At 68.0% G+C, this 22,055-nt stretch carries 23 protein-coding genes; 11 read left to right on the forward strand and 12 right to left on the reverse strand.

Going from position 1 to position 22,055, the window contains the following annotated elements; genetic code table 11:
• Nucleotides 1-26: 26 nt before the first annotated feature.
• Together V9K99_RS21980 and V9K99_RS21985 are read left to right on the forward strand one after the other, a co-directional pair.
• Entirely contained in the window at nucleotides 27-689 is a 663-nt protein-coding gene (locus tag V9K99_RS21980) for a DUF6766 family protein (protein WP_337010350.1), read from the forward strand.
• Between the two features lie 106 nt (nucleotides 690-795).
• Nucleotides 796-1,449, forward strand: coding sequence for a hypothetical protein (locus V9K99_RS21985; RefSeq protein ID WP_337010348.1), 654 nt, complete (start codon nucleotides 796-798; stop codon nucleotides 1,447-1,449).
• Here the strand turns inward: V9K99_RS21985 and V9K99_RS21990 are convergent.
• Nucleotides 1,433-2,095, reverse strand: a complete 663-nt coding sequence (locus V9K99_RS21990; RefSeq protein WP_337010346.1) for a type 1 glutamine amidotransferase domain-containing protein — start codon at nucleotides 2,093-2,095, stop codon at nucleotides 1,433-1,435. The two genes, V9K99_RS21985 and V9K99_RS21990, sit on opposite strands and share 17 nt — an antisense overlap.
• Before the next feature lie 73 nt (nucleotides 2,096-2,168).
• On the opposite strand from V9K99_RS21990, the gene V9K99_RS21995 reads away from it, so the two are divergent.
• Entirely contained in the window at nucleotides 2,169-3,050 is an 882-nt protein-coding gene (locus V9K99_RS21995) for a LysR family transcriptional regulator (protein ID WP_337010344.1), read from the forward strand.
• 47 nt (nucleotides 3,051-3,097) lie between these two features.
• Here V9K99_RS21995 and V9K99_RS22000 read toward each other — a convergent pair whose 3' ends face one another.
• From V9K99_RS22000 to V9K99_RS22015, 4 genes are all read right to left on the reverse strand, one after another.
• A complete protein-coding gene (locus tag V9K99_RS22000; RefSeq protein WP_337010342.1) occupies nucleotides 3,098-3,934 on the reverse strand; it encodes an alpha/beta hydrolase family protein in 837 nt (278 codons plus the stop codon).
• 32 nt (nucleotides 3,935-3,966) lie between these two features.
• On the reverse strand, nucleotides 3,967-4,872 hold the full coding sequence (gene ku, locus V9K99_RS22005) for a non-homologous end joining protein Ku (protein ID WP_337010340.1): 906 nt from the start codon (nucleotides 4,870-4,872) through the stop codon (nucleotides 3,967-3,969).
• Between the two features lie 39 nt (nucleotides 4,873-4,911).
• Nucleotides 4,912-5,775 carry a hypothetical protein gene (locus V9K99_RS22010; RefSeq protein WP_337010338.1) on the reverse strand — a complete coding sequence of 288 codons (864 nt, stop codon included), beginning with the start codon at nucleotides 5,773-5,775 and terminating at the stop codon, nucleotides 4,912-4,914.
• A gap of 90 nt (nucleotides 5,776-5,865) precedes the next feature.
• Complete coding sequence (locus V9K99_RS22015; RefSeq protein ID WP_337010336.1) at nucleotides 5,866-6,039, reverse strand: CsbD family protein; 174 nt, start codon at nucleotides 6,037-6,039, stop codon at nucleotides 5,866-5,868.
• An 87-nt stretch (nucleotides 6,040-6,126) separates the two neighbouring features.
• On the opposite strand from V9K99_RS22015, the gene V9K99_RS22020 reads away from it, so the two are divergent.
• From V9K99_RS22020 to V9K99_RS22035, 4 genes are read left to right on the forward strand one after another with little or no spacing between them, the layout of a single operon-like run.
• Complete coding sequence (locus tag V9K99_RS22020) at nucleotides 6,127-7,131, forward strand: DNA topoisomerase IB (RefSeq protein WP_337010334.1); 1,005 nt, start codon at nucleotides 6,127-6,129, stop codon at nucleotides 7,129-7,131.
• A gap of 42 nt (nucleotides 7,132-7,173) precedes the next feature.
• Nucleotides 7,174-7,497: a plasmid stabilization protein gene (locus V9K99_RS22025; protein ID WP_337010332.1), complete on the forward strand. Its 324-nt coding sequence runs from the start codon at nucleotides 7,174-7,176 to the stop codon at nucleotides 7,495-7,497.
• Nucleotides 7,497-9,863 (forward strand): phosphoketolase family protein, encoded by a 2,367-nt coding sequence (locus tag V9K99_RS22030; protein ID WP_337010330.1) that lies wholly within the window; start codon nucleotides 7,497-7,499, stop codon nucleotides 9,861-9,863. Before V9K99_RS22025 ends, V9K99_RS22030 begins: the two co-directional genes overlap by 1 nt.
• A complete protein-coding gene (locus V9K99_RS22035; RefSeq protein ID WP_337010328.1) occupies nucleotides 9,851-10,882 on the forward strand; it encodes an acetate/propionate family kinase in 1,032 nt (343 codons plus the stop codon). The genes V9K99_RS22030 and V9K99_RS22035 overlap by 13 nt, the downstream gene beginning before the upstream one ends.
• Here V9K99_RS22035 and V9K99_RS22040 read toward each other — a convergent pair.
• The gene (locus V9K99_RS22040; RefSeq protein WP_337010326.1) at nucleotides 10,871-11,665 is read right to left on the reverse strand and encodes a sigma-70 family RNA polymerase sigma factor; all 795 of its coding nucleotides are present in this window, start codon (nucleotides 11,663-11,665) and stop codon (nucleotides 10,871-10,873) included. The genes V9K99_RS22035 and V9K99_RS22040 overlap by 12 nt on opposite strands.
• 134 nt (nucleotides 11,666-11,799) lie before the next feature.
• Between V9K99_RS22040 and V9K99_RS22045 the strand changes: the two genes are divergently transcribed.
• Nucleotides 11,800-12,417, forward strand: a complete 618-nt coding sequence (locus V9K99_RS22045; protein WP_337010324.1) for a UdgX family uracil-DNA binding protein — start codon at nucleotides 11,800-11,802, stop codon at nucleotides 12,415-12,417.
• On the opposite strand, the gene V9K99_RS22050 is transcribed toward V9K99_RS22045, so the two are convergent.
• From V9K99_RS22050 to V9K99_RS22060, 3 genes are read right to left on the reverse strand one after another with little or no spacing between them, the layout of a single operon-like run.
• Complete coding sequence (locus tag V9K99_RS22050) at nucleotides 12,414-13,379, reverse strand: TIGR03557 family F420-dependent LLM class oxidoreductase (RefSeq protein ID WP_337010322.1); 966 nt, start codon at nucleotides 13,377-13,379, stop codon at nucleotides 12,414-12,416. The two genes, V9K99_RS22045 and V9K99_RS22050, sit on opposite strands and share 4 nt — an antisense overlap.
• A 56-nt stretch (nucleotides 13,380-13,435) precedes the next feature.
• Entirely contained in the window at nucleotides 13,436-14,722 is a 1,287-nt protein-coding gene (locus V9K99_RS22055; RefSeq protein ID WP_337010320.1) for a winged helix-turn-helix domain-containing protein, read from the reverse strand.
• 9 nt (nucleotides 14,723-14,731) lie between these two features.
• Nucleotides 14,732-15,652 carry a DMT family transporter gene (locus tag V9K99_RS22060; RefSeq protein ID WP_337010318.1) on the reverse strand — a complete coding sequence of 307 codons (921 nt, stop codon included), beginning with the start codon at nucleotides 15,650-15,652 and terminating at the stop codon, nucleotides 14,732-14,734.
• Between V9K99_RS22060 and V9K99_RS22065 the strand changes: the two genes are divergently transcribed.
• Nucleotides 15,651-17,072 (forward strand): aminotransferase-like domain-containing protein, encoded by a 1,422-nt coding sequence (locus V9K99_RS22065; RefSeq protein ID WP_337010316.1) that lies wholly within the window; start codon nucleotides 15,651-15,653, stop codon nucleotides 17,070-17,072. The genes V9K99_RS22060 and V9K99_RS22065 overlap by 2 nt on opposite strands.
• Here V9K99_RS22065 and V9K99_RS22070 read toward each other — a convergent pair.
• On the reverse strand, nucleotides 17,065-17,208 hold the full coding sequence (locus V9K99_RS22070) for a GPGG-motif small membrane protein (RefSeq protein ID WP_165949278.1): 144 nt from the start codon (nucleotides 17,206-17,208) through the stop codon (nucleotides 17,065-17,067). The two genes, V9K99_RS22065 and V9K99_RS22070, sit on opposite strands and share 8 nt — an antisense overlap.
• A 153-nt stretch (nucleotides 17,209-17,361) precedes the next feature.
• On the opposite strand from V9K99_RS22070, the gene V9K99_RS22075 reads away from it, so the two are divergent.
• Together V9K99_RS22075 and V9K99_RS22080 are read left to right on the forward strand one after the other, a co-directional pair.
• Complete coding sequence (locus tag V9K99_RS22075; RefSeq protein WP_337010312.1) at nucleotides 17,362-18,087, forward strand: NIPSNAP family protein; 726 nt, start codon at nucleotides 17,362-17,364, stop codon at nucleotides 18,085-18,087.
• Nucleotides 18,088-18,232: 145 nt separating this feature from the next.
• Nucleotides 18,233-19,168, forward strand: coding sequence for a serine protein kinase RIO (locus tag V9K99_RS22080; protein WP_337010310.1), 936 nt, complete (start codon nucleotides 18,233-18,235; stop codon nucleotides 19,166-19,168).
• On the opposite strand, the gene V9K99_RS22085 is transcribed toward V9K99_RS22080, so the two are convergent.
• Nucleotides 19,152-20,312 carry an alpha/beta hydrolase family protein gene (locus V9K99_RS22085; RefSeq protein WP_337010307.1) on the reverse strand — a complete coding sequence of 387 codons (1,161 nt, stop codon included), beginning with the start codon at nucleotides 20,310-20,312 and terminating at the stop codon, nucleotides 19,152-19,154. The two genes, V9K99_RS22080 and V9K99_RS22085, sit on opposite strands and share 17 nt — an antisense overlap.
• A gap of 75 nt (nucleotides 20,313-20,387) precedes the next feature.
• Entirely contained in the window at nucleotides 20,388-22,043 is a 1,656-nt protein-coding gene (locus V9K99_RS22090) for an FAD-binding dehydrogenase (RefSeq protein WP_337010305.1), read from the reverse strand.
• Between the last annotated feature and the right edge of the window lie 12 nt (nucleotides 22,044-22,055).

The raw sequence follows: 22,055 nt of genomic DNA on the forward strand, positions 1-22,055 counted from the left end.
GGTTACGGGCGGGTACCGGGTGAACCATGCGATGGATTCGACTGCGGGCGCTGCTCACGGCCAACCTCGTGCTGTTCTTCCTGTTCCTGGTCGGCCTGCTGCTCACCGGGCACGCGCACGAGAACGCTGAGCTGGCCGATCACGGGCAGCCGCCGCAGAGCCTGGGGCAGTACGTCGTCTCGTCGTCGTTCGGGGAGGCGGTGTTCGAGAACTGGGAGTCCGAGTTCCTGCAGATGGGGATGTACGTCCTGCTGACCGCGTATCTGGTGCAGAGGGGGTCGGCGGAGTCGCGGCCGATCGACGGGCCCGCCCCGCAGGACGAGGATCCGCGGGCGCACCGGAACGACCGGGAGGCGCCCTGGCCGGTTCGGCACGGGTCCGAGGTGCTGCTGAAGGTGTACGAGAACTCGCTCGCGATCGCCTTCGGACTGGTGTTCCTGCTGTCGTTCTGGCTGCACGCGGTCACGGGTGCGTCGTCGTACAGCGAGGAGCAGCAGTTGCATGGCGGTGAGGCTGTGAGCACCTGGGAGTACGTGCGGACGTCGCAGTTCTGGTACGAGTCGTTCCAGAACTGGCAGAGCGAATTCCTCGCGGTCGCCGCGATCGTCGGCGGTTCCGTCTACCTGCGCCAGCGCCGGTCGGCGCAGTCGAAGCCTGTCCACGCCCCGCATTCGGAGACCGGCGGCTGATTGGGAGCCGGTTCTCGTGGGAACGGTGGGAACGGGCCGTTCGTTCTGGGGATAGGTGTCGTGGTGTGGGGCGGGTACACGTGAGGTGTGTCGTGGGTGAGTTCTGGTGAGGCGGCCGTCCCCGCTGATGCGTCGGCTGGCGATCGCGGGTGCTCTCGGTGTCGGGACGACCGGGGTGCTCGCTGGCGTGTTGCTGCTGGGTCCGCTCGCGGCGTCGATCCTGCTGGCCGCGGTGTTCGTGCTGGTCTGGCCGCTGGCTTCGGTGGTGCGGCACGTTGCGGACGAGGCGCCGTACCAATCTCCTGTGATCGTCGCGGCGGCTGCGGCCGCCGGTGTGCTGTGCCTGCCCGGGTTGGTGCGGCTGCTGGCCTGGGGTGCGGTCGGGCTGACGGTGGCGCTGCTCGTCGCTGGCCTGTTCGTGCTGATCGAGCTGGTGGCGCCGGAGCGCCGGCCGCGTCCGTCTCGGAGTCAGCGCAAGCTCGAGCGGTTGAAGGAGGCGGAGCTGCTGGAGGATGAGCAGCTCATCGCCTCCCTCAAGTGCCCGCTCAGCATCGAGGAGCTCTGCGGCGTCTGGACCGAGACCGCCACCACGCTCGCCCAGGGCGCGGGTCCGCGCGACCGGCAGGCAGTGGCCGAGGTACGGCGGATCTGCCTCGACGAGTTCGAGCGTCGCAACCCCGACGGCTTCCACCGCTGGCTCGACGCCGGCGCCCCCGCCAACCCGAGCAGATACCTGCTGCCGCCTAGACCTGCCGAATGAGGGCTGCGACTGCCTGAGCGGTCGGCTCCGCGGACTGTGGGTTCTGGCCGGTGACCAGGCGGCCGTCGGTGATCGTGTGCGCGGTGAAGTTCTCGGCCGGGTGGTGGATCGCGCCGCGGGCGGTGAGGGTGTCGGCCAGCAGGAACGGGACGACCTGGGTCAGGCCGACCGCTTCCTCCTCGGCGTTGGTGAAACCGGCGACGTTCTTGCCGTCGACCAGGTAGGAACCGTCGGAGAGCTTCAGGTTCACCAAGGCGGAGGGTCCGTGGCAGACGGCCGCGACCACGCCGCCGCGTTCGTAGATACCGGCCGCGAGCGAGGCCAGCGCCTCGTCGTCCGGGAAGTCCCACATCGTGCCGTGACCGCCGGCGAAGAGGATTGCGTCGTACGACGAAGCGTCCAGGTCCGCCGCCGTCGGGGTGTGGTCGAGGTCCACCGAGGCGAGGAACTTCTGCTGGATCGGGTCCTCCTCGTTCAGCCCGTCGACCGGCGGACGGCCGCCGGCCACCGAGACCAGGTCGACGTCGAAGCCGGCGTCGGTGAACACCGCCCACGGCTCGGCCGCCTCGGAGACATAGAAGCCAGTGCTGCGCCCGGTGTCCCCGAGCTGGGAGTGACTGGTGAGAGCAATCAGTACGCGTGTCATGCCGCCCATGATGCGTCTCCGGAGCCATCGGGAACCAATAGGAAGATCGACAGTAAGGCATAAAATTTCTGATATGGCAGCATCTCTCGACCTGCTCAGGACGTTCCTGGCCGTGCATCGGGCCGGCTCGATCACCGCGGGCGCGGAGACCGTCGGCCTGTCCCAGCCGACCGTGACCGCGCAGCTCAAGACGCTCGAGGCCGCGCTGGATCGCCCACTCTTCGAGCGCCAGGCTCGGGGCGTCCGGCCGACCACCGCGGGCGATGAGCTGGCCCGCCGGATCGCCGAGCCGATCGACGCGCTGCAAGGCCTGCTGCGGGACGAGCTCGACGTACCGGTCGCGGCGACGGTTCACCTCGGCGGTCCTGCCGATTTCCTGTGTCACCAGATCCTGCCCGCGCTCGCCGACCGGTTCGCGGACGGCTTGCAGGTGCGTACGACGTTCGGCCTGCCCGACGACCTGCTCGACCGCCTGCTCAACCGCAGCCTCGATCTGGTGATCAGCTCGGTCCGCCCACGACGTCCCGGCCTGCGCGTGACGCCGTTCTACGACGAGGTGTTCGCGCTGGTCGCGGCACCCCAGTGGTCGGGCGGTACGGCGATCACGTCGCCGGAATCGCTCCGCCAGATCCCGCTCGTCGCGTACGCCGAGGAGGCCCCGATCATCCGTCGTTACTGGCGCAGCGTGTTCGGTACCCGGTTGACCCGGACGGCGGATCTCGTCGTACCCGATCTGCGTGGCGTGCTGGCCGCCGTACGGGCTGGTGCGGGAGCGAGCGTGTTGCCGACGTACCTGTGCGACGAGGCGTTGGCGTCTGGGGAATTGGTGTTGCTGGCGGAGCCGGAGTTGCCGCCGTTGAACACGTTGTACGTCGTGACCCGGTCGGATGTGGGACCGCGGAGCGCGGCGGCCGTCGTACGGGATGAGCTGGTCAGGCGCCTAGCGCGCCCTTGAGGATCGTGGAGATGCCGCCGAGCAGGACGATGCCAGCGAGCAAGAGCTCAGCCGGCATGCGTACGAATCCACTTCACCGCGTCGCGGACGAGCGCCTGGGGCTGGGCCGCCCAACGGAAGTGGTCGCTGCGAGCCATCCCGAGCTGCGCGGCCGACAGACTCCGCGCGGTGACATGCGCCGACCGGAGTTTGCTCGCCAGGTACGACGCACAGGTCGCCGGCGCGTAGTTGTCGCCGGGGAAGTTGATGAAGAGCGCGGGAACGGACGACTTCGCCAGCGCCGCCTCGTAGTCGACCGTGCTGCCGGCGACCTTGTAGCGACCGGTCAACGCCTCATGACCCCAGTCGCGGACGAGCCCTCGGGCCTCCTTGCCGGCGAACGGGAACCAGCCCGGCAAGTAGCCGCACAGGAAGGTCGTCGCAAGCAGCAACTGGAGACCGGCGAACCGTGCGATCGAGCGGATCCCCGGCACCTTGGCCCACCAGGCCGAGCCACTCGCGACCAGGACGACATGGCTGATCCGGTCGGACACCGCGGAGAACAGCACCCCGAGTTGTCCGCCGAGGCTGTGCCCGACCACGGCGATCCGGCGAGTCCCGAACTCCTCGCAGATCGACTCGACAATGACCGGCAGCTCCAGCTCGAGGACGTCGGCGTACCCGAACGACACCCGGCGGGACGGCCGGACCGAGCTGCGGCCGGTGCCGCGGTGATCGGCCAGTACGGCGTGACAGCCGTGCTCGGTGAGGGTGTGGGCGAGCTTCTCGTAGTACTTCGCCCGGACGCCCATCGCGGGCAGGCAGAGCACGACCAGCGCGTCGGCGGCGGTGGTCCGATGGATCTGGAGCTCGGTACTGCTGCCGTCCGCGAAAGTCACCTGCACGAGCGGCGACTATAGCGAAGAACGGTGCTTGCTCAGGCAGCTTTCTTCCTGGTGGACGCCTTCTTGGCGGTGGTCTTTTTCGCAGCCGTCTTCTTCGTTGTCGTCTTCTTGGCACTGGACTTCTTGGCAGTGGCCTTCTTCCCGGTGCCGGACGCGCGGCGGCTGCGGGCCTCTTCGACGCTTGCCCGCAGGGCCGAGACCAGGTCGGTCCGATTCGTTGCCTCGGGCTCCTCTTCGGTGAAGACGACCTCCTGGCCCTTGCGCTTGGTCTCGACCAGCTTCTTCACGCGTTCGGTGTAGGTGTCCTTGTAGGCGCTGGGCTTCCACTCGCCGCTCATCGCCTCGATCAGGTCGGCCGCCATCGACAGCTGCTTGCCGGCCCCCGACCTGGCCGGCAGGTCGTCCAGTTCCTTGGCCGGGTCGCGGATCTCGTCGGCGAAGAACATCGTCTCCAGCACCAGAACCTTGTCCTGGGCCCGGATCGTGGCCAGGTACTCCTTGCCACGCATCACGAACTTGGCGATCCCGGCCCGGTTGGTCTTCTTCAGCGCGTCCCGCAGCAGCGCGTACGACGACGCGTTGTCGGAGTCCTTCGGGCCGAGGTAGTAGCTCTTCTGGTAGTAGATCGGGTCGATCTCGTCCAGGTCGACGAAGGTGGAGATCTCCAGCGACCGCGACTTGCCCGGGGCGATGTTGTCCAGCTCGTCGGGCTCCACGATGACGTACTCACCGCCGCCGATGTCGTGGCCCTTCACGATCTTCTCGTAGTCGACCTCGCGGCCGGTGCGTTCGTTCACCCGCTTGTACCGGATCCGGTCCGACGTGCCCTTCTGGAACTGGTGGAAGTCGACCTCGTGCTCCTCGGTCGCGCTGTACAGCCCGACCGGCACCGATACCAGCCCGAAGTTGATGTATCCGCTCCAGATCGACCGCGCCATCGCCGGCTCCTTTCCAACCGTCCTTCGCCGGTACCCAGGTCAGAGGCGGTTGTACCGCTTCCGCGCCTCCCGGCTCTCCTTCTGTGCGTCCCGGGCGGCCCGGCGCGCGTCGTCCAGTTCCGCGCCCAGCCGTCGTACCAGCTCCTGCGCGTCGGCCAGGGCCTCGCGGGCCTCGTCGAGCTGGTTGTCCAGGTCCTCGACCTTCGCCTCGGCCGCCTGCGCCGCCGTGACCGCGTCCTCGAAGGCCTTCTTGGCCTTGGTCTTCTCCGCGGCCTCGCGTTCCTCCTGCTCGCGCTCGGCCTCCTCCCGCTTGCGGCGGGCGGCGGCCGACTCTTCCTCCGCCGCGGTCTCGGCCTTGCGGCGGTCCTTGGCCCGCTGGCGGCGTTCGTCGGTGATCGGCGTGACGGTGGTGGGCTCGCCGCTCTCGTCCACCACGCCGAAGCCGACGTGCCGGAGCGCGCTGCTCAGCCGGCCTTCGCGTACGGCGTCGCCCGCGGCCGGATCCACCAAGGCCGCGTCGAGCGTCTCACGCAGCTTCTGGCCGACATCGGCGCTGACCTTCTGGCCCTGCTGCTCGGACAGTTTGGTGGCGGCCTTGGCCACCTGGTCGAGCAACTTGTGCCGCTTGGGAGTCAGCTCCCGCAGCCGGTCGCCGTCCAGGTCCGCGGTCGCCTCGCGGAACTCGTCCCCCAGTGCCAGCAGATCGTCCAGCTCGTCGGGCAGCTCCCGCGCGACCAGGTTCGTCACCCAGGCGGCGACGGTCGGCTTGCGCATCGCCTTCAACCGGGTCGATCCCAGCTGGTCGCCGTCCGCCTTCAGCTGTTTGGCCAGCTCGTTGCGAGTAGCAATGAAGTCCGCAGCCGACGCCGCATACAACGCATCAGCTGCCTCTTCGAAGTCCACGCAGCCGACGCTACCGGAACTCCGCTGCGCACAGAACCACCCCAGCGCGAGGGGGATCAGAGCGCTGGGGTGGCCGAACTGCTTCTCGGGTTACTTCTTGAAGGCGTCCTTCGCCTTCTCGCCGGCCTGTTTCAGGGCGGCCACGGACTTCTCGGTCTCGCCCTCGGCCTGCAGATCGCGGTTGTCGGTCGCGTCGCCGGTCTTCGCCTTGACCTTGCCCTTGGCTTCCTCGGCGGCGTTCTTCATCTTGTCTCCGATACCCATCGGTCTCTCCTTCGTGGGCCGGTTACTGTCGGCCTTCGGGTGCCCCGTGGACCGGCGTCCATGCATGCGGGGCGGGTATCGGTCGGTATGCGGTTACGACGCAGCGATCCGGACCGGCCCGGCCTGACCCGGCGGGGACACGGGCGCGGTTTCACCTATCTCGATGCCCGCGGCAAGCGGATCACCGACCAGGAGACGCTCGAGCGGATCCGGTCGCTGGCCATCCCGCCGGCCTGGAAGGACGTCTGGATCTGCCCGTATCCGAACGGCCACCTGCAGGCGACGGGAACCGACGATGCCGGCCGCCGGCAATACCTGTACCACGACGACTGGCGGACCACGCAGGACGCCGGCAAACACGATCGGGTACGGCGGCTCGCCCGCAAACTGCCCGAATTCCGGGAAGCAGTGGACCGCGACCTGTGCCGGAAGGGAATCGTCCGCGAACGGGTGCTCGCGGTCGCGCTGCGGATGCTCGACTACGGCGTCTTCCGGACCGGTAACACGGAGTACGCGGAGGACAACGGCAGCCGTGGCGCCGCGACGCTGCTGCGTGACGACGTGTCTGTCCGCAACGGCAAGCTGGTGTTCGAATTCGTCGCCAAGGGCGGGGTCGAGCGAGTGATCGAGTTGGACGACGACCGCCTGGTCGACGCGGTCTCCTCGCTCAAACGCGCCCGGCACGGCGAGCCGCTGCTGCTCGTCTACCGGGATGGCGACGGCTACCACGAGATCGACGCGACGATGATCAACGAGCGCTTCCAGGAGCTGGTCGGCGAGGACTTCACGGTGAAGGATCTCCGCACCTGGACCGCCACCGTCCACGCCGCCGTGGACCTGGCCCAGGCGGATCCGCCGACCACCAAGAAGGCCCTCAACGCCGCGGTGAAGGACATGCTCGAGGAGGTATCCGATCACCTCGGCAACACGCCGGCCGTGGCCAGGTCGTCGTACGTCGATCCTCGCGTCGTCACGCAGTACGAGGAGGGCCGCACGATCGCGTCGGCGGTCAAGCGGCACGGTGACGACCTGAACGACGAGGACACCCGGGCAGCCTTGGAGCGCTCGGTCGCGAGGCTGCTTACGGATTAGCGGATGCGGGTACCGGGCGCGCGGTGTGAAAGGAGTCAGACAATGCCTGCAGGATCGAGCCGGAAGCGTGAGCGGCAGTACGAGCACATCAAGGCCGGGCTGAAGAAGCGTGGCCGGAGCGAGGACACCGCGGAAGAGATCGCGGCCCGCACGGTCAACAAGGAGCGCGCCCGCTCCGGTGAGGCCAAGACCAAGAGCCACAGCTCCACCCACGACATCTCGTCCGGTCGCCGCGGCGGCCTCCGCTCCCACAGCGGCGCCAAGGGGCGCACGAAGGAGCAGCTTTACAACGAGGCCAAGCAGAAGAACATCAAGGGCCGCTCGAAGATGTCGAAGGCACAGCTCGAGAAGGCCGTGGGGCGGTAGTGCGACAGCTCGACGCCACCCCGCTGAGTGACGAGGAGCTGCAAGGTCTCGATGCGTACTGGCGGGCGGCCAACTACCTGTCCGTCGGTCAGATCTATCTGCTCGCCACCCCCTTGCTCAAGGAGCCGCTCAGGCCTGAGCACATCAAGCCGCGCCTGCTCGGACACTGGGGTACGACGCCCGGCCTCAACCTGATCTACGCGCACCTGAACCGGGTGATCCGGCAACGCCAACGTCAGCTGATGTACGTGATCGGACCGGGCCACGGCGGTCCGGCGATCGTGGCCAACACCTGGCTCGAGGGCAGCTGGACGGAGGCGTACCCGAACACCACGCAGGACGAGTCGGGGATGACCCGGCTGTTCAAGCAGTTCTCGTTCCCCGGTGGCATACCGAGTCATGTCGCGGCCGATGTTCCCGGATCGATCAACGAGGGCGGCGAGCTGGGCTACTCGCTCAGTCACGCGTACGGCGCCGCGGCCGACAACCCGGATCTCGTCGTCGCGTGTGTGGTCGGCGACGGTGAGGCCGAGACCGGGCCGCTCGCGGCATCGTGGCACTCGAACAAGTTCCTCGATCCGGTCCGCGACGGAGCGGTGCTGCCGATCCTGCATCTCAACGGCTACAAGATCGCCAACCCGACGGTGCTCGCGCGGATCGGCGACGAGGAGCTGACCGCGTTGCTGCAGGGATACGGTCACGAGCCCTGTCTGGTGGAGGGTTCGGATCCGGCGACCGTGCATCAGGCGCTGGCCGCCGCGCTGGACCACTGCATGGACCGGATCGACGAGATCCAACACGAAGCGCGATCGGCTCCGGAGCGGCCGCCGCGTGCTGCCTGGCCGATGATCGTGCTGAAGACGCCGAAGGGCTGGACGGGTCCGCATACGGTCGACGACCAGCCGGTGGAGGACACCTGGCGATCACATCAGGTGCCGCTGTCCGGTGTGCGGAAGAACGAGGACCACCTGCGGCAGTTGGAGTCCTGGCTGCGCAGCTACCGGCCGGACGAGTTGTTCGACGAGAACGGCCGGCCCGTTGAGGGGTTGCTGAAGCTCGCGCCCGGGCCGGAGTTGCGGATGGGGTCGAGTCCGCATGCCAACGGCGCGAGCCGTGACCTGGAACTGCCGTCCGTCGAGGAGTACGCCGTACCGGTGAAGCGGCCCGGGGCCGAGGACGGGGAGCCGACGAAGGTGTTCGCGGCGTACCTGCGGGACGCGTTCAGGCTGAACGCGGACTACAACAATCTCCGGCTGTTCGGTCCGGACGAGACCGAGTCGAACCGGCTGAACGCGGTCTACGAGGCGACGGGCAAAGCCTGGATGGCGGACCGGCGAGACACCGACGAACATCTGGCGCCGGACGGGCGGGTGCTCGAGATCCTGAGCGAGCACACCTGCCAGGGCTGGTTGGAGGGGTACCTGCTCACCGGCCGGCACGGACTGTTCTCGTCGTACGAGGCCTTCGTGCACATCGTCGACTCGATGGTGAACCAGCATGCCAAGTGGCTGAAGACGATCAACCGGTTGGAGTGGCGACGGCCGATCCCGTCGCTGAACTACCTGCTCACCTCGCATGTCTGGCGACAGGACCACAACGGGTTCTCGCATCAGGATCCCGGGTTCATCGACCACGTGGTGAACAAGAAGGCCGAGGTGGTCCGGGTCTACCTGCCGCCGGACGCGAACACCTTGCTGTCGACGATGGACCACTGCCTGCGGAGCCGGAACTACATCAATGTCGTTGTCGCGGGCAAGCAATCGCAGCCGAGCTGGCTGGACTGGGAATCGGCCGCGTTGCACTGCGCCCGCGGGATCGGTGTCTGGGATTTCGCCAGCAACGACGACGGCGATCCGGATGTAGTGCTGGCGTGTGCCGGCGACGTACCGACGCTCGAAACGTTGGCCGCGGTCGATCTGCTTCGCCAGCACCTGCCCGGGTTGAAGATCCGGGTGATCAACGTGGTCGATCTGATGCGACTGCAGGATTCGGCCGAGCATCCGCACGGCCTGCCGGATGCGGAGTTCGACGCGTTGTTCACCACCGACAAGCCGATCATCTTCGCGTACCACGGCTATCCGTGGCTGATCCACCGATTGACCTACCGCCGGCACGGCCACGACAATCTGCACGTGCGCGGGTACGTCGAGGAGGGTACGACGACCACACCCTTCGACATGGTGGTGCTGAACAACCTGGATCGCTTCCACCTGGCGATGGATGTGATCGATCGCGTGCCGTCGCTCGGGACACGGGCAGTGGCGGCACGGCAGTACTTCGCCGACCAGCGGGTCCGGCATCGCGCCCATGTCACCACGTACGGCGAGGACCTGCCGGAGGTCCGGGAGTGGCGATGGACCTCCTGATCGTCAACGCGGGGTCGTCCAGCCTCAAGCTGCGGGTGCTCTCGCCGGACGACGAGGTGCTGGACGAGCGGTCGATCGACGACTGGGATGGGTCTCCCACTGCGTTGACCGAGCTCAACGCCGACGCGGTGGTGCATCGCGTGGTCCACGGTGGTCCCCGCTTCGACGGTGCTGCGCTGGTGGACGACGAGGTCGAGGCCGCGATCGAGGAACTGGTCCCGTTGGCGCCACTGCATCAACCACGTGCGCTCGCACTGATCCGGGAGTCGCGTCAGACCGGTCTTCCGGTGGTCGCCTGCTTCGACACGTCGTACCACCGGACGATTCCGCCGTCGGCCGCGACGTACGCGCTTCCGCTGGAGTGGCGAGAGCGATTCGGCCTGCGGAAGTTCGGATTCCACGGGTTGTCACATGAGTACGTCGCCCAGGCGGTTGATGCCCGGCGGATCGTGAGTTGCCAGCTGGGTGCGGGCGCATCACTGTGTGCGATCGCCGACGGCGTGTCCGTGGACACCACGATGGGGTTCACACCGGTGGACGGTCTGGTGATGGCGACCCGCTCGGGCTCGGTCGATCCCGGGCTGCTGATGTGGTTGCAGACGGCCGGTGAGGTGACCGCGGACGAGCTCAGTGACGCGTTGGAACACCGTTCTGGGCTGCTCGGTCTGACCGACAAGACCGGCGATCTGCAGGAGATCCTGGCCGATCGGGACAGCGAAGCCAATCGGCTCGCGTACGCCGTCTACCTTCATCGCCTGACCGGTGAGATCGCCCGGATGGCCGCCGTCTTGCATGGCCTCGACGCGCTGGCATTCACCGGAGGCGCCGGCGAACACTCGACCCGGCTCCGGGCCGACGTGTGTCGTCAGCTCGCGTGGCTGGGCGTCGTACTCGATCCAGAGGCGAACGAGAGCGGCGTACCGGTGATCACCACTCCCGACTCACCGGTGGCCGCGCACGTCGTACGGGCGCGCGAAGACCTCACGATGGCGCGCCAGGCGAGGCCGTTACTGGGTTGATTGCCCCGCGAGTTGGGTGCGGAGGCGGTCGAGGATGTTGCGGAGGAGGCGGGAGACCTGCATCTGGCTGACGCCGAGCTCGTTGCCGATCTCCTCCTGGGTGAGGCCGTTGCGGAAGCGCAGCTCGAGGATGCGCTTGTCCCGGTCGCCCAGGGAGGCGACGGCCGGTGTCAGGGTGTGGACGTTCTCGACCAGCTCGTAGCCGTCCTCGGAGTCGGCGACGGTCTCGAGCAGGCTGGTGCCGGCGCCGTCGACCGTGCCGGGCGCGTCGAGTGACAGGGTGCTGAAACAGCCGCGGACCGACGCGGCCTCGACCACTTCCTCGGGCTCGGTGCCGAGCGCCTTCGCCGTCTCCTCGTCGGTGGGGGCGTGCCCGAGGCGCTGAGTGAGTTCGGGCTCGGCGGCAGCGATCGAGCCCTGCATCTCCTGGACCCGGCGCGGCGGCCGGACGGTCCAGGCGCAGTCGCGGAAGTAGCGCTTCAGCTCGCCTCTGATCGTCGGTACGGCGTACGACAGGAAGGCCGTGGAGGCGTCCAGGCGGTACCCGTTGGCGGCCTTGACCAGACCGAGGTAGGCGACCTGCTCGAGGTCGTCGGCGTCGACTCCCTTGCTGCGATAGCGGGAGGCGATGGATCGGGCCACCGGCGCGTTCAGGATGACCACTTCGTCGAGCAGTTCCTGGTGGCGCGGATCCGGTGTGCCGTCGGCTTCCAGTAGCAGTTCGTGAGTGGTTTCGGCGATGCGTTGCTTCGGGTCGGCAGTACTGACAGGTGCGATCGTCACGGTGAGAAACCTCGTCGTGTGTCGTCCTGCGGCGTGGCGTCAAGGCTGAACCACTTACCTCCACCTCATCAAACTCGGCCGACGCTTTCAACCCCCGGGGTGTTACAGCTGTTTGAACTGGGCACCGGCGGGCCGTGAGCAAGTTCACCGGCGCGTCCCAATGGGTGCCGTCCGACGGCGGCCTGAAGAAGCTCACTGCCGCGCTGCCCGAGTGTCGCGGTTGCGACCTCTATGAGTACGCCGAACGCGTCGTACCGGGGGAAGGTCCGGCGCGGGCGCGGATGATGATGATCGGTGAACAACCAGGGGATGTGGAGGACAAGGAAGGACATGTCTTCGTCGGGCCGGCCGGACGCCTGCTGGACAAGGCGTTGGCGGAGGCGGGGATCGATCGCTCGGAGGTGTTCCTCACCAACGCGGTCAAACACTTCCGGTTCGAACGACAGGGAAAGCGCCGGATCCACAAGACACCTGCGGCCGGTCACATCGGTGCCTGTCACCCGTGGCTGGATCGCGAACTGGAGATTGTGAAGCCTGCCCTGGTGGTGGTTCTCGGCGCTGTCGCCGCTCGGGCGGTGTTCGGAACCGGGTTCAAGGTCACAGAACAACGTGGTCTGCCGCAGGAACTTCCGAACGGCAGGCCCGCGATCGCGACGGTCCATCCCTCGTCCGTGGTCCGGTCCCGGGAGTACCGCCGCGACTTCGGCTTGTTCGTCGACGACCTGCGTGCGGCCGTCGCACTGATGTCCTAACGCGCGATCCGGTGCAGTTCCGGCAGCACCTCGGTGCGGTAGAGGCTCATCATGTCGACCGAGTGCGGACCCATGTTCGCGACGTAGATCTCGTCGAAGCCGGCGTCGATGTACGGCTTGAACGCATCCACGTGTACGTCGGCCTTCGATCCAGCGGCAACCGACTGCGCGGTCGACTCCTTGGTCACCAGTTCACTGGCCTGCTCGAAATGCCGCGGCGACGGCAGTACCTGCGCCAGCTCACCCGGCAGACCCGAGTTGCGCCAGATCCGGTGCGCCTGCTCGATTCCCTCTTCCTCGGTCGGCGCGTAGCTGACCTTGAACCCGGCCTGCGCCGGCTTGTCGCCGCCACCGTTGTCCCGGAACCGCTGCAACAGCTCGGCATCCGGCGACGTGGTGATGTAGCCGTCCGCGATCCGCGCCGCGACATCCGTTGCCTCCGGCCCGAATCCGGACATGTAGATCGGCAGCGCGGTGTCCGGCCGGGTGTAGATCCGGGCGGTGTCGACCGTGTAGTGCTTGCCGTGGTGCGTGACGAACCCGTCCTCGGTCCACAGCCGGCGCATGATCTCGACCGCTTCCTCGAGCATTTCCAGCCGTACGTCGACCGTCGGCCAGACGGTGCCGAGGATGTGCTCGTTGAGCGCCTCACCGGTGCCGATCCCGAGCGTGAACCGCCCGTTCAGCAGGACCGCGCTGGTCGCGGCCGCCTGGGCGATGATGGCCGGATGGATCCGCACGGTCGGGCAGGTCACCGCGGTCGTGATCGGCAACTCGCAGACCTGGGAGACCGCGCCGATGGTGGACCAGACGAACGCGCTCTCGCCCTGTTCGTCGTTCCAGGGGTGGAAATGGTCGCTGATCCAGAGACCGTCGAACCCTGCCTCCTCGGCCAGCCGGGCTTGCTCGATCAGCTGGGCCGGTGTGTATTCCTCACTGGAGAGGAAGTATCCGATCTTCACGTCGTCTCCCGGTCACATCGATTGCTGTGCCGGTCCGGTGCCCCACAGCCGCAGCCCTATGCACCGGCCAGTGCTTTGCCGAGCTTGCTGTCGGCGGTCACCTGGACGCGGTCCAGGTCCAGCCAACGGGCCATCAGCCGGAGCTCGGCCGCCAGCGGTTCGACGATGTCGGTGTCGGGTACGGCGGGTTCGGCGCTGACCGTGGGGACGACGAGCGCGGAGTTCCGCCGGTCGGCCTTCAGATCGACCCGGGCGACGATCCGGTCGCCCAGCAGGAACGGCAACACGTAGTAGCCGTGGACGCGCTGGGCTGCCGGCGTGTAGATGCTGATCCGGTAGAAGAAGTCGAACAGGCGATGGGTCCGGTCGCGGTTCCAGATCACCGTGTCGAACGGCGACAGCAACGCCCGAGCCTGGACCGGCCGATCCTCGGCTCCCGACCACAAGTAGCTCTGCTGCGGTACGCCGTCCACGCGGACGGGAACCAGTTCGCCCGAATCCACCAGCTCACCGATGACCTGTTTCGCGGTTGCCGTTGGCAACGGAAAGTAGCCGGTACCACCGCTGGGCCCGCACAGCTCCCGCGCGGTCGCGACCCCGAGCGCGCGGGCCGAGATCCTGACCAGCTCCCGCCGGGCGTCGGCCGCGCTGACCTCGGGCTGAGTCGGGAGCACCCGTTCGGTGAGGTCGTACAGGCGCTCGAAGTTCCGCCGGCCCGCGATCGTCACCCGGCCCGCGCAGAACAGGTACTCGATCGCGATCTTGGCGTCCTGCCAGTTCCACATCGCGCCGGTGGTCGGATCCGGGTCCGGATCGGTCTGTTTCCGCCGTACTCCGTCCGGACTCGCCTCGCCTGCCGTCACAGGCCCGCGTTCGCTGACCAGGGTGAGGACGTCGTCGACGTACCCGGGCCGTTCGGTGGTCAGCCGGCGCATTCCGGTAACGACCGACCACGGCGCGGTGAGGTCCGGGTTCAGGTCGGCGGCGGTCCAGTCCTGCAGTTCGGCCGCGCGCATTCGCCAGCGGAACAAGGGATAGCTGCTCAGTGGGATCAGGCTCGCCTTGTGTCCCCAGAAGAACTCGAACAGCTCCCGGTCCGCACCCCAGCACATCCGGTCCAGCGTCGTACGCGGGTACGGCCCGAGCCGGGCGAACAGGGGCAGGTAGTGCGAACGGCACAGCACATTCACCGAGTCGACCTGCAGTACGCCGATCCGGTCGAGAACCTTCCGGAGATGCCGGGCGTCGACACGTCCCGACGGCCGCGGGTCGGCGAACCCCTGTGCGGTGAGCGCGATCCGGCGTGCCGTTTCGATCGAGATCGCCTCGCCGGTCGCTGCCATGAACCGAAACTACCGCGCTCGTTGCGTCACCACGATGCACAGCAGGACGACGACCGCGGTGATCGGCGCGGCCAGCGCCAGGTGTTCGCCCATCAGAAGCGCCGACCAGACCAGGTTGAGCGACGGCTGGGCCAGTTGGAGCTGACTGGCCCTGGCCACCCCGATGATCCCCATCCCGCGGTACCAGACGACGAAGCCACCGAGTTGCGAGATCCCTGCGATGTAGGCGAGTCCCAGCAGACTGAGCGGGGTCAGATCCACCGGCTCATGAGGTACGGCGATCAGCGTGATCGCGAGGCTGATCGGCAGGGCGAGGACCACCGCCCAAGCGATGACGTGCCAGCCGGGGAGATGTCCCGCGAGCCGGCCACCCTCGGCGTACCCGAGAGCGCAGACGATCAGAGCCGCGAGCAGATACAGGTCGGCGATCGTGATGGCGCCGTGGTGCTGGGTGAGCGTGAAGGCGACGACGGCTGCCGCGCCGGCTGTGGCCGCGCACCAGAACCGGTAGGACAGCGTGCGCCTGGTCAGCAGCGCGGACGCGGAGGCCGTTGCTATCGGCAAGAGTCCGATGACGATCGCCGAGTGCGCTGTCGTCGCGGTTTGCAGGGCCAAGGCGGTCAGCAGCGGGAAGCCGATCACGCAGCCACCGGCGACGACCAGCAGGCCGGGGAGATCCGCGCGGCGCGGCAGGGGGACCTTCAGTCCCGCCAGTAGCGCGATGGCGAGCAGACCGGCCAGCAGTCCGCGGGCTCCGGTCGCTGTCCACGGCCCCATGCCTTGGGTGGCCCAGACGGTGGCCGGGGTGCTCAGGGAGAAGGACGCCACCCCCAGCAGCGCCGAGATCGTCCCCGCGCGAGTGCTCGCCGATCGGCGTGCACCCGGTATCGCTTCTCGGGCAGGAACGATAGCGCTATTCTGTCCTGTCATGAATGACGATAGCAGTTTGGCTGTGGTCGTCGGTCGGCTGCGTGCTGAAGCCACCGCCTGCGGCCCCGGTGGCCGGCTGCCCGCGAGTCGCCTGCTGGTGAAGCGGTGGGGGATCAGTCCGGTCACCCTGTCGCGTGCGGTGACCGTGCTGATGGCCGAGGGCGCCGTCGTCTCGCGGCCGGGAGCCGGTGTGTTCGCCAGCGATCGAGCGCCGCGCCGGCTTCCCGCCGCGGCCGACTTTTCTTGGCAAGAGCAGGCTCTGGTCGGTGAGCGGCCGAGGACCGCCGGGATGATGCGGATGCTCGCGACGCCGGTGGACGACGTCGTCGACCTGTCGACCGGCTACCTGCACGAGTCGCTGCAGCCGAGCAAAGCGTTGGCCGACGCGATGGGTCGGGCTGGACGGCGGCCCGGGACCTGGACACGTGCTCCGGCCGAGGGCATCCCCGAACTCCGGGCCTGGTTCGCCGCCGATATCGGCGGTCGTGAAGGGCCGATCGGCGCGAATGACGTGCTGGTCACTTCGGGCGGGCAGACGGCCCTCGTCACGGCGCTCAGGGCGCTGACTGCCCCCGGTCAAGCGGTGCTCGTCGAATCACCGACGTACCCGGGAACGCTTGCCGCCGCGGGCGCTGCCGGGTTGCGGTGTGTTCCCGTGCCGGTCGACGCGGACGGCGTACGGGTGGAGTTGCTCGCGGAGGCGTTCGCGAGTTCTGGTGCGCGCGTGCTGGTGTGTCAGCCGCTGTTCCACAACCCGACCGGGGCGGTCCTCGCGCCGGTACGACGTGCGCAGTTGATGGACGCCGTACGAGCTGCCGGGGCCTTCGTGATCGAGGACGACTTCACTCGTCGGCTGGTGCACGACGACGCGCCCGATCTGCCGCAGCCGTTGGCGGCCGACGATCCGGACGGTCACGTCGTACACATCCGGTCGCTGACGAAGCCGACGTCGCCGAGTCTCAGGATCTCGGCGCTGACCGCGCGAGGCGCCGCCTTCGAGCGGCTTCGCGACACCCACGTCATCAACAGCTTCTTCGTGCCCAGGCCGATGCAGGAGACCGCGCTCGAGTTGATGACTTCGCCTTCGTACGCGACGCATCTGCGCCGGCTGGCCGCCGCGCTGCGGGATCGACGCGAGACGATGATCCGGAGTCTGGCGGAGCGATGCCCACACCTGACAGTCCGCGCGGCTCGGCCCGGCGGCTACCACGTCTGGACCTCGCTGCCGGACGGCGTACGAGATGACGAGGTTGCCGCCGAGGCCTTGCGCCACGCGGTTTCCGTGAGCCCCGGTAGCGCGTTCTACCTACCGGGCGGGCCGAAGAGGCATCTTCGGCTCAGTTACGTGGCGGCCGAGTCGCTCGACGAGATCGTGCGTGGTGTCGAGCGACTCGACCAGGTACTGCGGCAGATCAGGTGAAGATGCTGACGCCGCCAGGACCGACCAGCAGGCCGATCACGATCAGGGCAGCGCCCCACAGCAGCTGACCGCGGACGAGAGAGACGATCCCGGCAATGACGAGGATCGCCGCGATGATCCACAGGATGAGACCCATGGTCCTTCCAATCTCTAAGGGCCGGGCGGGTGCCCGGCGGCTGAACTCCCCGTGCTGAACCTCCGGTGCCCATCCCACAAACAATGATTCACTGACATCCGCTGTCAGGTTTCGATGGTTGACTGAGCGTGGACGAACTCGAGGAGGAAACCGATGGACGAGTGCTGCGCCGTGGTGGACCTGCGTCAGTACACGCTGCACCCAGGCGGGCGCGACACCCTGATCGACGTGTTCGACGAGTACTTCGTCGAGGGTCAGGAAGCGACCGGCATGCACATCGTCGGCCAGTTCCGCGACCTCGACGACCCGGACCGGTTCGTCTGGATCCGCGGCTTCGCCGACCTGCCGTCACGCGCCGACGCCTTGGCCGCGTTCTACGGCGGCCCGGTCTGGCGGGCGCACTCCGCCACCGCGAACCAGACGATGATCGACTCCGACAACGCCTTGCTGCTCAAGCCGATCGAGCTCCGCGACGGCTACCCGAGGCTGGACTCACCTCGCGCCCCGATCGGTACGACGGACGTTCCCGACTCGATGATCGCGGGAGCGGTCTATCACCGCGGTGCGCCGGACGACGGGTTCGTCGAGTTCTTCACCGATCACGTCGTACCGGCGCTGACCGCGAGCGGTGCCGAGCCGGTGGCGGTGTTCGAGACCTTGGTTGCCGAGAACAACTTTCCGGGCCTGCCGCTGCGGGACGAGGTCGTGCTCGCCTGGTTCGCCCGGTTCGACGACGAGGCGGCGTACGACGATCATCGCCGGCGGCTCGCGGCGTCGCCGGTGTGGCAGCAGAAGGTGCTCCCGGAGCTCGTCTGCCGCTCGGTGAAGCCGGCCCAGGAGCTGCGATTGCGGCCGACCGCGCGATCGCAGTTTAAATAGGTTGCGCGGCCGGAATCGGCCGTGCATCCTGGCTGAACTTGTGCGGCGCGAGACGCTGCCTGACCTAAGGAGGGCTGACGGATGGCCATCACTGTGCTGCGGCATGCCCGCGTCAGTCTCACCTCAAGGTTCAGGAGCACTCCGGATGTCTTCCGACGTCTTTCGTACCGAGCACGACCTTTCTGAAAACTTCTCCGACCTCGACTCCCGCTGGGCTGAACTCACCGGCGACGAGTCCCAACCAGATCCAGCCGATGCGTTCGTCTTCCGCTTCCAGGAAGTGGACGAACACCTCGGGCCGGATCAGCGGTGGTCCACCTGGCTGGACGTCGAGCGCGGTTCTCGCGGACCTGATCCCCGCCCGGACTGGGTGGTGACGGAACAGGCCGCGATCGACACCGAGCTCGGCGTCCTCAAAACCGGTAAGGAAGCCGACGTCTTCCTGGTCGAGCGGGCCGTCGAAGCCATCGGCGACAACCCGGCCCGGTCCTCGCTGCTCGCCGCCAAGCGGTACCGCAGCGAGGAACACCGGTCGTTCCACCGCAGTACGTCGTACGTCGAAGGGCGCCGTACCCGGAACAGCCGGGACAGCCGCGCGATGGCGAAGAAGACCGCACACGGTCGCAGCGTCGCCGCGGGGCAGTGGGCGTATGCCGAGTGGGACGCGTTGTGCCGGCTGTGGAAGGCCGGCGTCCCGGTGCCGTACCCAGTCCAGGTGGACGGCACCGAGCTGTTGATGGAGTTCATCGACGACGGTGAGGGCGGAGCCGCGCCACGGCTCGCCCAGGTCCGGCCGTCGAAGGAGCTGCTCGGCCAGTATTTCGAGCAGTTGCGCGACGGGATGCGTGAGTTGGCCAGGGCGGGGTTGGCCCATGGTGACCTGTCGCCGTACAACGTCCTGGCGCAAGGGGACCGGATCGTGATGATCGATCTCCCGCAGGTGGTCGACATCGTCGGCAACCCGAAGGGGATGGACTTCCTGCTCCGGGACTGTCACAACATGGCGGCCTGGTTCACCAACCGCGGGCTCGAGATCGACGAACACGAGCTGTTCGCCGACCTGCTCACGATGGTGTTCTGATCGCCTGCTGCAGCAAAGGAACCAGGGGGACCAGCCGGTCGGGGTGGGCGTCGACGAGTCCGTCGACGTGGTTGCCCGCCTCGACCCGCTGGTACGTGTGCAGGCCGGTGCGGCGGGCCATCGCGGCATAGACGTCCGAGTCCTGCGTGATCGGCAGCAAGCTGTCGTACGTCCCGTGGATCGTGACGAGCGGCCGGCGGATCTTGCCGGTGAGCGCGATGCGTTGCACGGCCTGGTGTGCTTGCGGCCGTTCGGCGTAGTTGTAGTCGGCCTCGGTGCCCGTGTACGTCGGGTCGAGTTCGGCGGCGTAGATGCGCTGGGTCAGCTTCCAGTAGACCCTGTAGTGGAAGTCCCAGAGGAAGTCCGACCGCGGATCGAAGCCGGCCGCGACGATCTCCGCGGGCGATTGTTGCTCATAGCCCCTGATTGCCGGCGGCAGGAACGTGAAGAGGTTCTTGCTGTCCGTCCAGAGGGTGCCCTCGAGATCGACGCCCCGGGTGAAGAGCTCGGGGTGGTTCTCGAGTTGCCAGCGGACCAGGTAGCCACCGTTGGAGATCCCTGCCGCGACCACCTCGCGAGCCGGTCGGCCGTAGTACTGCGTGACTGTTGCCCGGGCAGCCCGTGCCAGTTGGGTCGTCCGCAGGTTCCACTCGACGATCGCGTCACCAGGCCGCACGCCGTCGGTGTAGAAGGCCGCGCCGGTGTTCCCCTTGTCGGTCGCGGCATAGGCGTAGCCCAGCGAGAGCACGTAGTCCGAGATCGCTCTGTCGTTCGCGTACTGCGCTCGCACTCCAGGCGATCCGGACACGACCAGCCCGCCGTTCCACTTCTTCGGCAGCCGGATGACGAACTGCGAGTCGTGGTTCCAGCCGTGGTTGGTGTTCGTGTGCGAGGTGTCGGGGAAGTACCCGTCGATCTGGACCCCGGGCACCCCGGACTGTTGCGGCAATCCGGAATGCGTGAGACCGGCGTAGTCGGCCGGATTGGTGTGACCGGAGGCCACGGTCCCGGCGGTGGTCAGGTCGTCGAGGTGCGCGAGTTGCTGGAACTCGGCACCCGGTACCCGGACCTGTCGATGGGCGTCGGCCGGTACAGTCACACCGGTCAGCAGCAGGACGGCTGAGAACAAAGCGAGGCGGCGCATGACGTCACGCTAGGAGCCGGTCCGGCTCCCAGACAGAGGATCACGGCACACATGCGCCGCCGCGTCAGTGTTCCCTTACGACACTGCCTTGGCTGCCGCGCGTCCCGCCGTACGGCCCGTGAACAGACAGCCGCCGACGAACGTGCCCTCCAGGGAGCGGTAGCCGTGGACGCCACCGCCACCGAAGCCGGCCACCTCGCCCGCCGCGTAGACACCGGGCAACGGCGAACCGTCGGCCCGCAGCACCCGCGACTCCAGATCCGTCTGCAGGCCGCCGAGCGACTTGCGGGTGAGGATGTTCAGCCGTACGGCGATCAGCGGGCCGGCCTTGGGGTCGAGGATCCGGTGGGGTGACGCGACCCGGATGAGCTTGTCGCCGCGGTAGTTCCGGGCGCCGCGCAACGCGGTGATCTGGAGGTCCTTGGTGAACGTGTTGGCGAGCTCGCGGTCGCGCGCGACGATCTGGCGTTCGAGGTCGTCCAGGTCGATCAGGTTGTCACCGGTCAGGTCGTTCATGCCGCGGACCAGGTCGGGCAGATTGCCGCGGACGACGAAGTCCGCGCCTTTCTCCATGAAGGCCCGGACCGGGGCGGTCGCACCGCCGCGCGCCCGGCCGAGGACGCCCTTGATGTCCTTGCCGGTCAGGTCCGGGTTCTGCTCCTGGCCGGAGAGAGCGAACTCCTTCTCGATGATCTTCTGGGTGAGCACGAACCAGGTGTAGTCGTACCCGGTCGTCATGATGTGCTCGAGCGTGCCGAGGGTGTCGAACCCGGGGAACAGCGGCACCGGCAGTCGCTTGCCGGTGGCATCGAACCACAGGGATGACGGGCCGGGCAGGATCCGGATCCCGTGCATCGGCCAGATCGGGTCCCAGTTCTGGATGCCCTCGGTGTAGTGCCACATCCGGTCCCGGTTCACGTACCGGCCGCCGGCCTTCTCGGTGATCGCCAGCATCCGGCCGTCCACGTGCGCGGGGACACCGGAGATCATCCGCCGCGGCGGCTCGCCCATCCGCTTCGGCCACTGCGCCCGGACCAGGTCGTGGTTGCCGCCGATCCCGCCGGACGTCACGATCACCGCCTGCGCGGTGAGGCTGAAGTCGCCGACCTCGGTCCGCGAACTGGCCACGCCGCGCTCGACACCACTCTGCTCCAGCACCTTGCCCGCAACGCCGTCGACGACCCCGCCGGTCACGGTCAGCTCGTCCACCCGGTGCCGGAACCGGAACTCCACCAGCCCTTTCGCGACCGCTTCCCGGACCCGGCGCTCGAACGGCGCGACCAGCCCGGGCCCGGTGCCCCAGGTGATGTGGAACCGCGGCACCGAGTTCCCGTGCCCGTCGGCGAGGTAGCCGCCGCGCTCGGCCCACCCGACCACCGGGAAGAACCGCACTCCCTGGGCGTGCAGCCAGGGCCGCTTCTCACCGGCCGCGAAGTCGACGTACGCCTCGGCCCACTGCCGGGCCCACTTGTCCTCGTCGTCCAGCCGGTCGAACCCGGCCGAGCCGAGCCAGTCCTGCAGCGCGAGATCGCGCGAGTCCTTGATCCCCATCCGGCGTTGCTCGGGGGAGTCGACGAACATCAGCCCGCCGAACGACCAGAACGCCTGCCCGCCGAGCGAGGCCTCCGGCTCCTGGTCCAGCAGCAGTACTTTCCGGCCCGCGTCGGCCAGCTCGGCGGTCGCGGCCAGCCCGGCCAGTCCCGCCCCGACGACGATCACATCCGCGTCCATGGTGTCCCCTCA

Source organism: Kribbella sp. CCNWLW201, assembly GCF_037203805.1.
In the GTDB taxonomy this organism is placed as follows: domain Bacteria; phylum Actinomycetota; class Actinomycetes; order Propionibacteriales; family Kribbellaceae; genus Kribbella.

What these genes read in the sequence shown, in the direction of transcription:
- V9K99_RS21980 (WP_337010350.1), top strand. Translation starts at nt 27, where the DNA reads ATGCGATGGATTCGACTGCGGGCGCTGCTCACGGCCAACCTCGTGCTG.
- V9K99_RS21990 (WP_337010346.1), bottom strand. Translation starts at nt 2,095, where the DNA reads ATGACACGCGTACTGATTGCTCTCACCAGTCACTCCCAGCTCGGGGAC.
- V9K99_RS21995 (WP_337010344.1), top strand. Translation starts at nt 2,169, where the DNA reads ATGGCAGCATCTCTCGACCTGCTCAGGACGTTCCTGGCCGTGCATCGG.
- ku (WP_337010340.1), bottom strand. Translation starts at nt 4,872, where the DNA reads ATGGCGCGGTCGATCTGGAGCGGATACATCAACTTCGGGCTGGTATCG.
- V9K99_RS22015 (WP_337010336.1), bottom strand. Translation starts at nt 6,039, where the DNA reads ATGGGTATCGGAGACAAGATGAAGAACGCCGCCGAGGAAGCCAAGGGC.
- V9K99_RS22020 (WP_337010334.1), top strand. Translation starts at nt 6,127, where the DNA reads ATGCGGTTACGACGCAGCGATCCGGACCGGCCCGGCCTGACCCGGCGG.
- V9K99_RS22025 (WP_337010332.1), top strand. Translation starts at nt 7,174, where the DNA reads ATGCCTGCAGGATCGAGCCGGAAGCGTGAGCGGCAGTACGAGCACATC.
- V9K99_RS22035 (WP_337010328.1), top strand. Translation starts at nt 9,851, where the DNA reads ATGGACCTCCTGATCGTCAACGCGGGGTCGTCCAGCCTCAAGCTGCGG.
- V9K99_RS22055 (WP_337010320.1), bottom strand. Translation starts at nt 14,722, where the DNA reads ATGGCAGCGACCGGCGAGGCGATCTCGATCGAAACGGCACGCCGGATC.
- V9K99_RS22065 (WP_337010316.1), top strand. Translation starts at nt 15,651, where the DNA reads ATGAATGACGATAGCAGTTTGGCTGTGGTCGTCGGTCGGCTGCGTGCT.
- V9K99_RS22060 (WP_337010318.1), bottom strand. Translation starts at nt 15,652, where the DNA reads ATGACAGGACAGAATAGCGCTATCGTTCCTGCCCGAGAAGCGATACCG.
- V9K99_RS22070 (WP_165949278.1), bottom strand. Translation starts at nt 17,208, where the DNA reads ATGGGTCTCATCCTGTGGATCATCGCGGCGATCCTCGTCATTGCCGGG.
- V9K99_RS22075 (WP_337010312.1), top strand. Translation starts at nt 17,362, where the DNA reads ATGGACGAGTGCTGCGCCGTGGTGGACCTGCGTCAGTACACGCTGCAC.
- V9K99_RS22080 (WP_337010310.1), top strand. Translation starts at nt 18,233, where the DNA reads ATGTCTTCCGACGTCTTTCGTACCGAGCACGACCTTTCTGAAAACTTC.
- V9K99_RS22085 (WP_337010307.1), bottom strand. Translation starts at nt 20,312, where the DNA reads ATGCGCCGCCTCGCTTTGTTCTCAGCCGTCCTGCTGCTGACCGGTGTG.
- V9K99_RS22090 (WP_337010305.1), bottom strand. Translation starts at nt 22,043, where the DNA reads ATGGACGCGGATGTGATCGTCGTCGGGGCGGGACTGGCCGGGCTGGCC.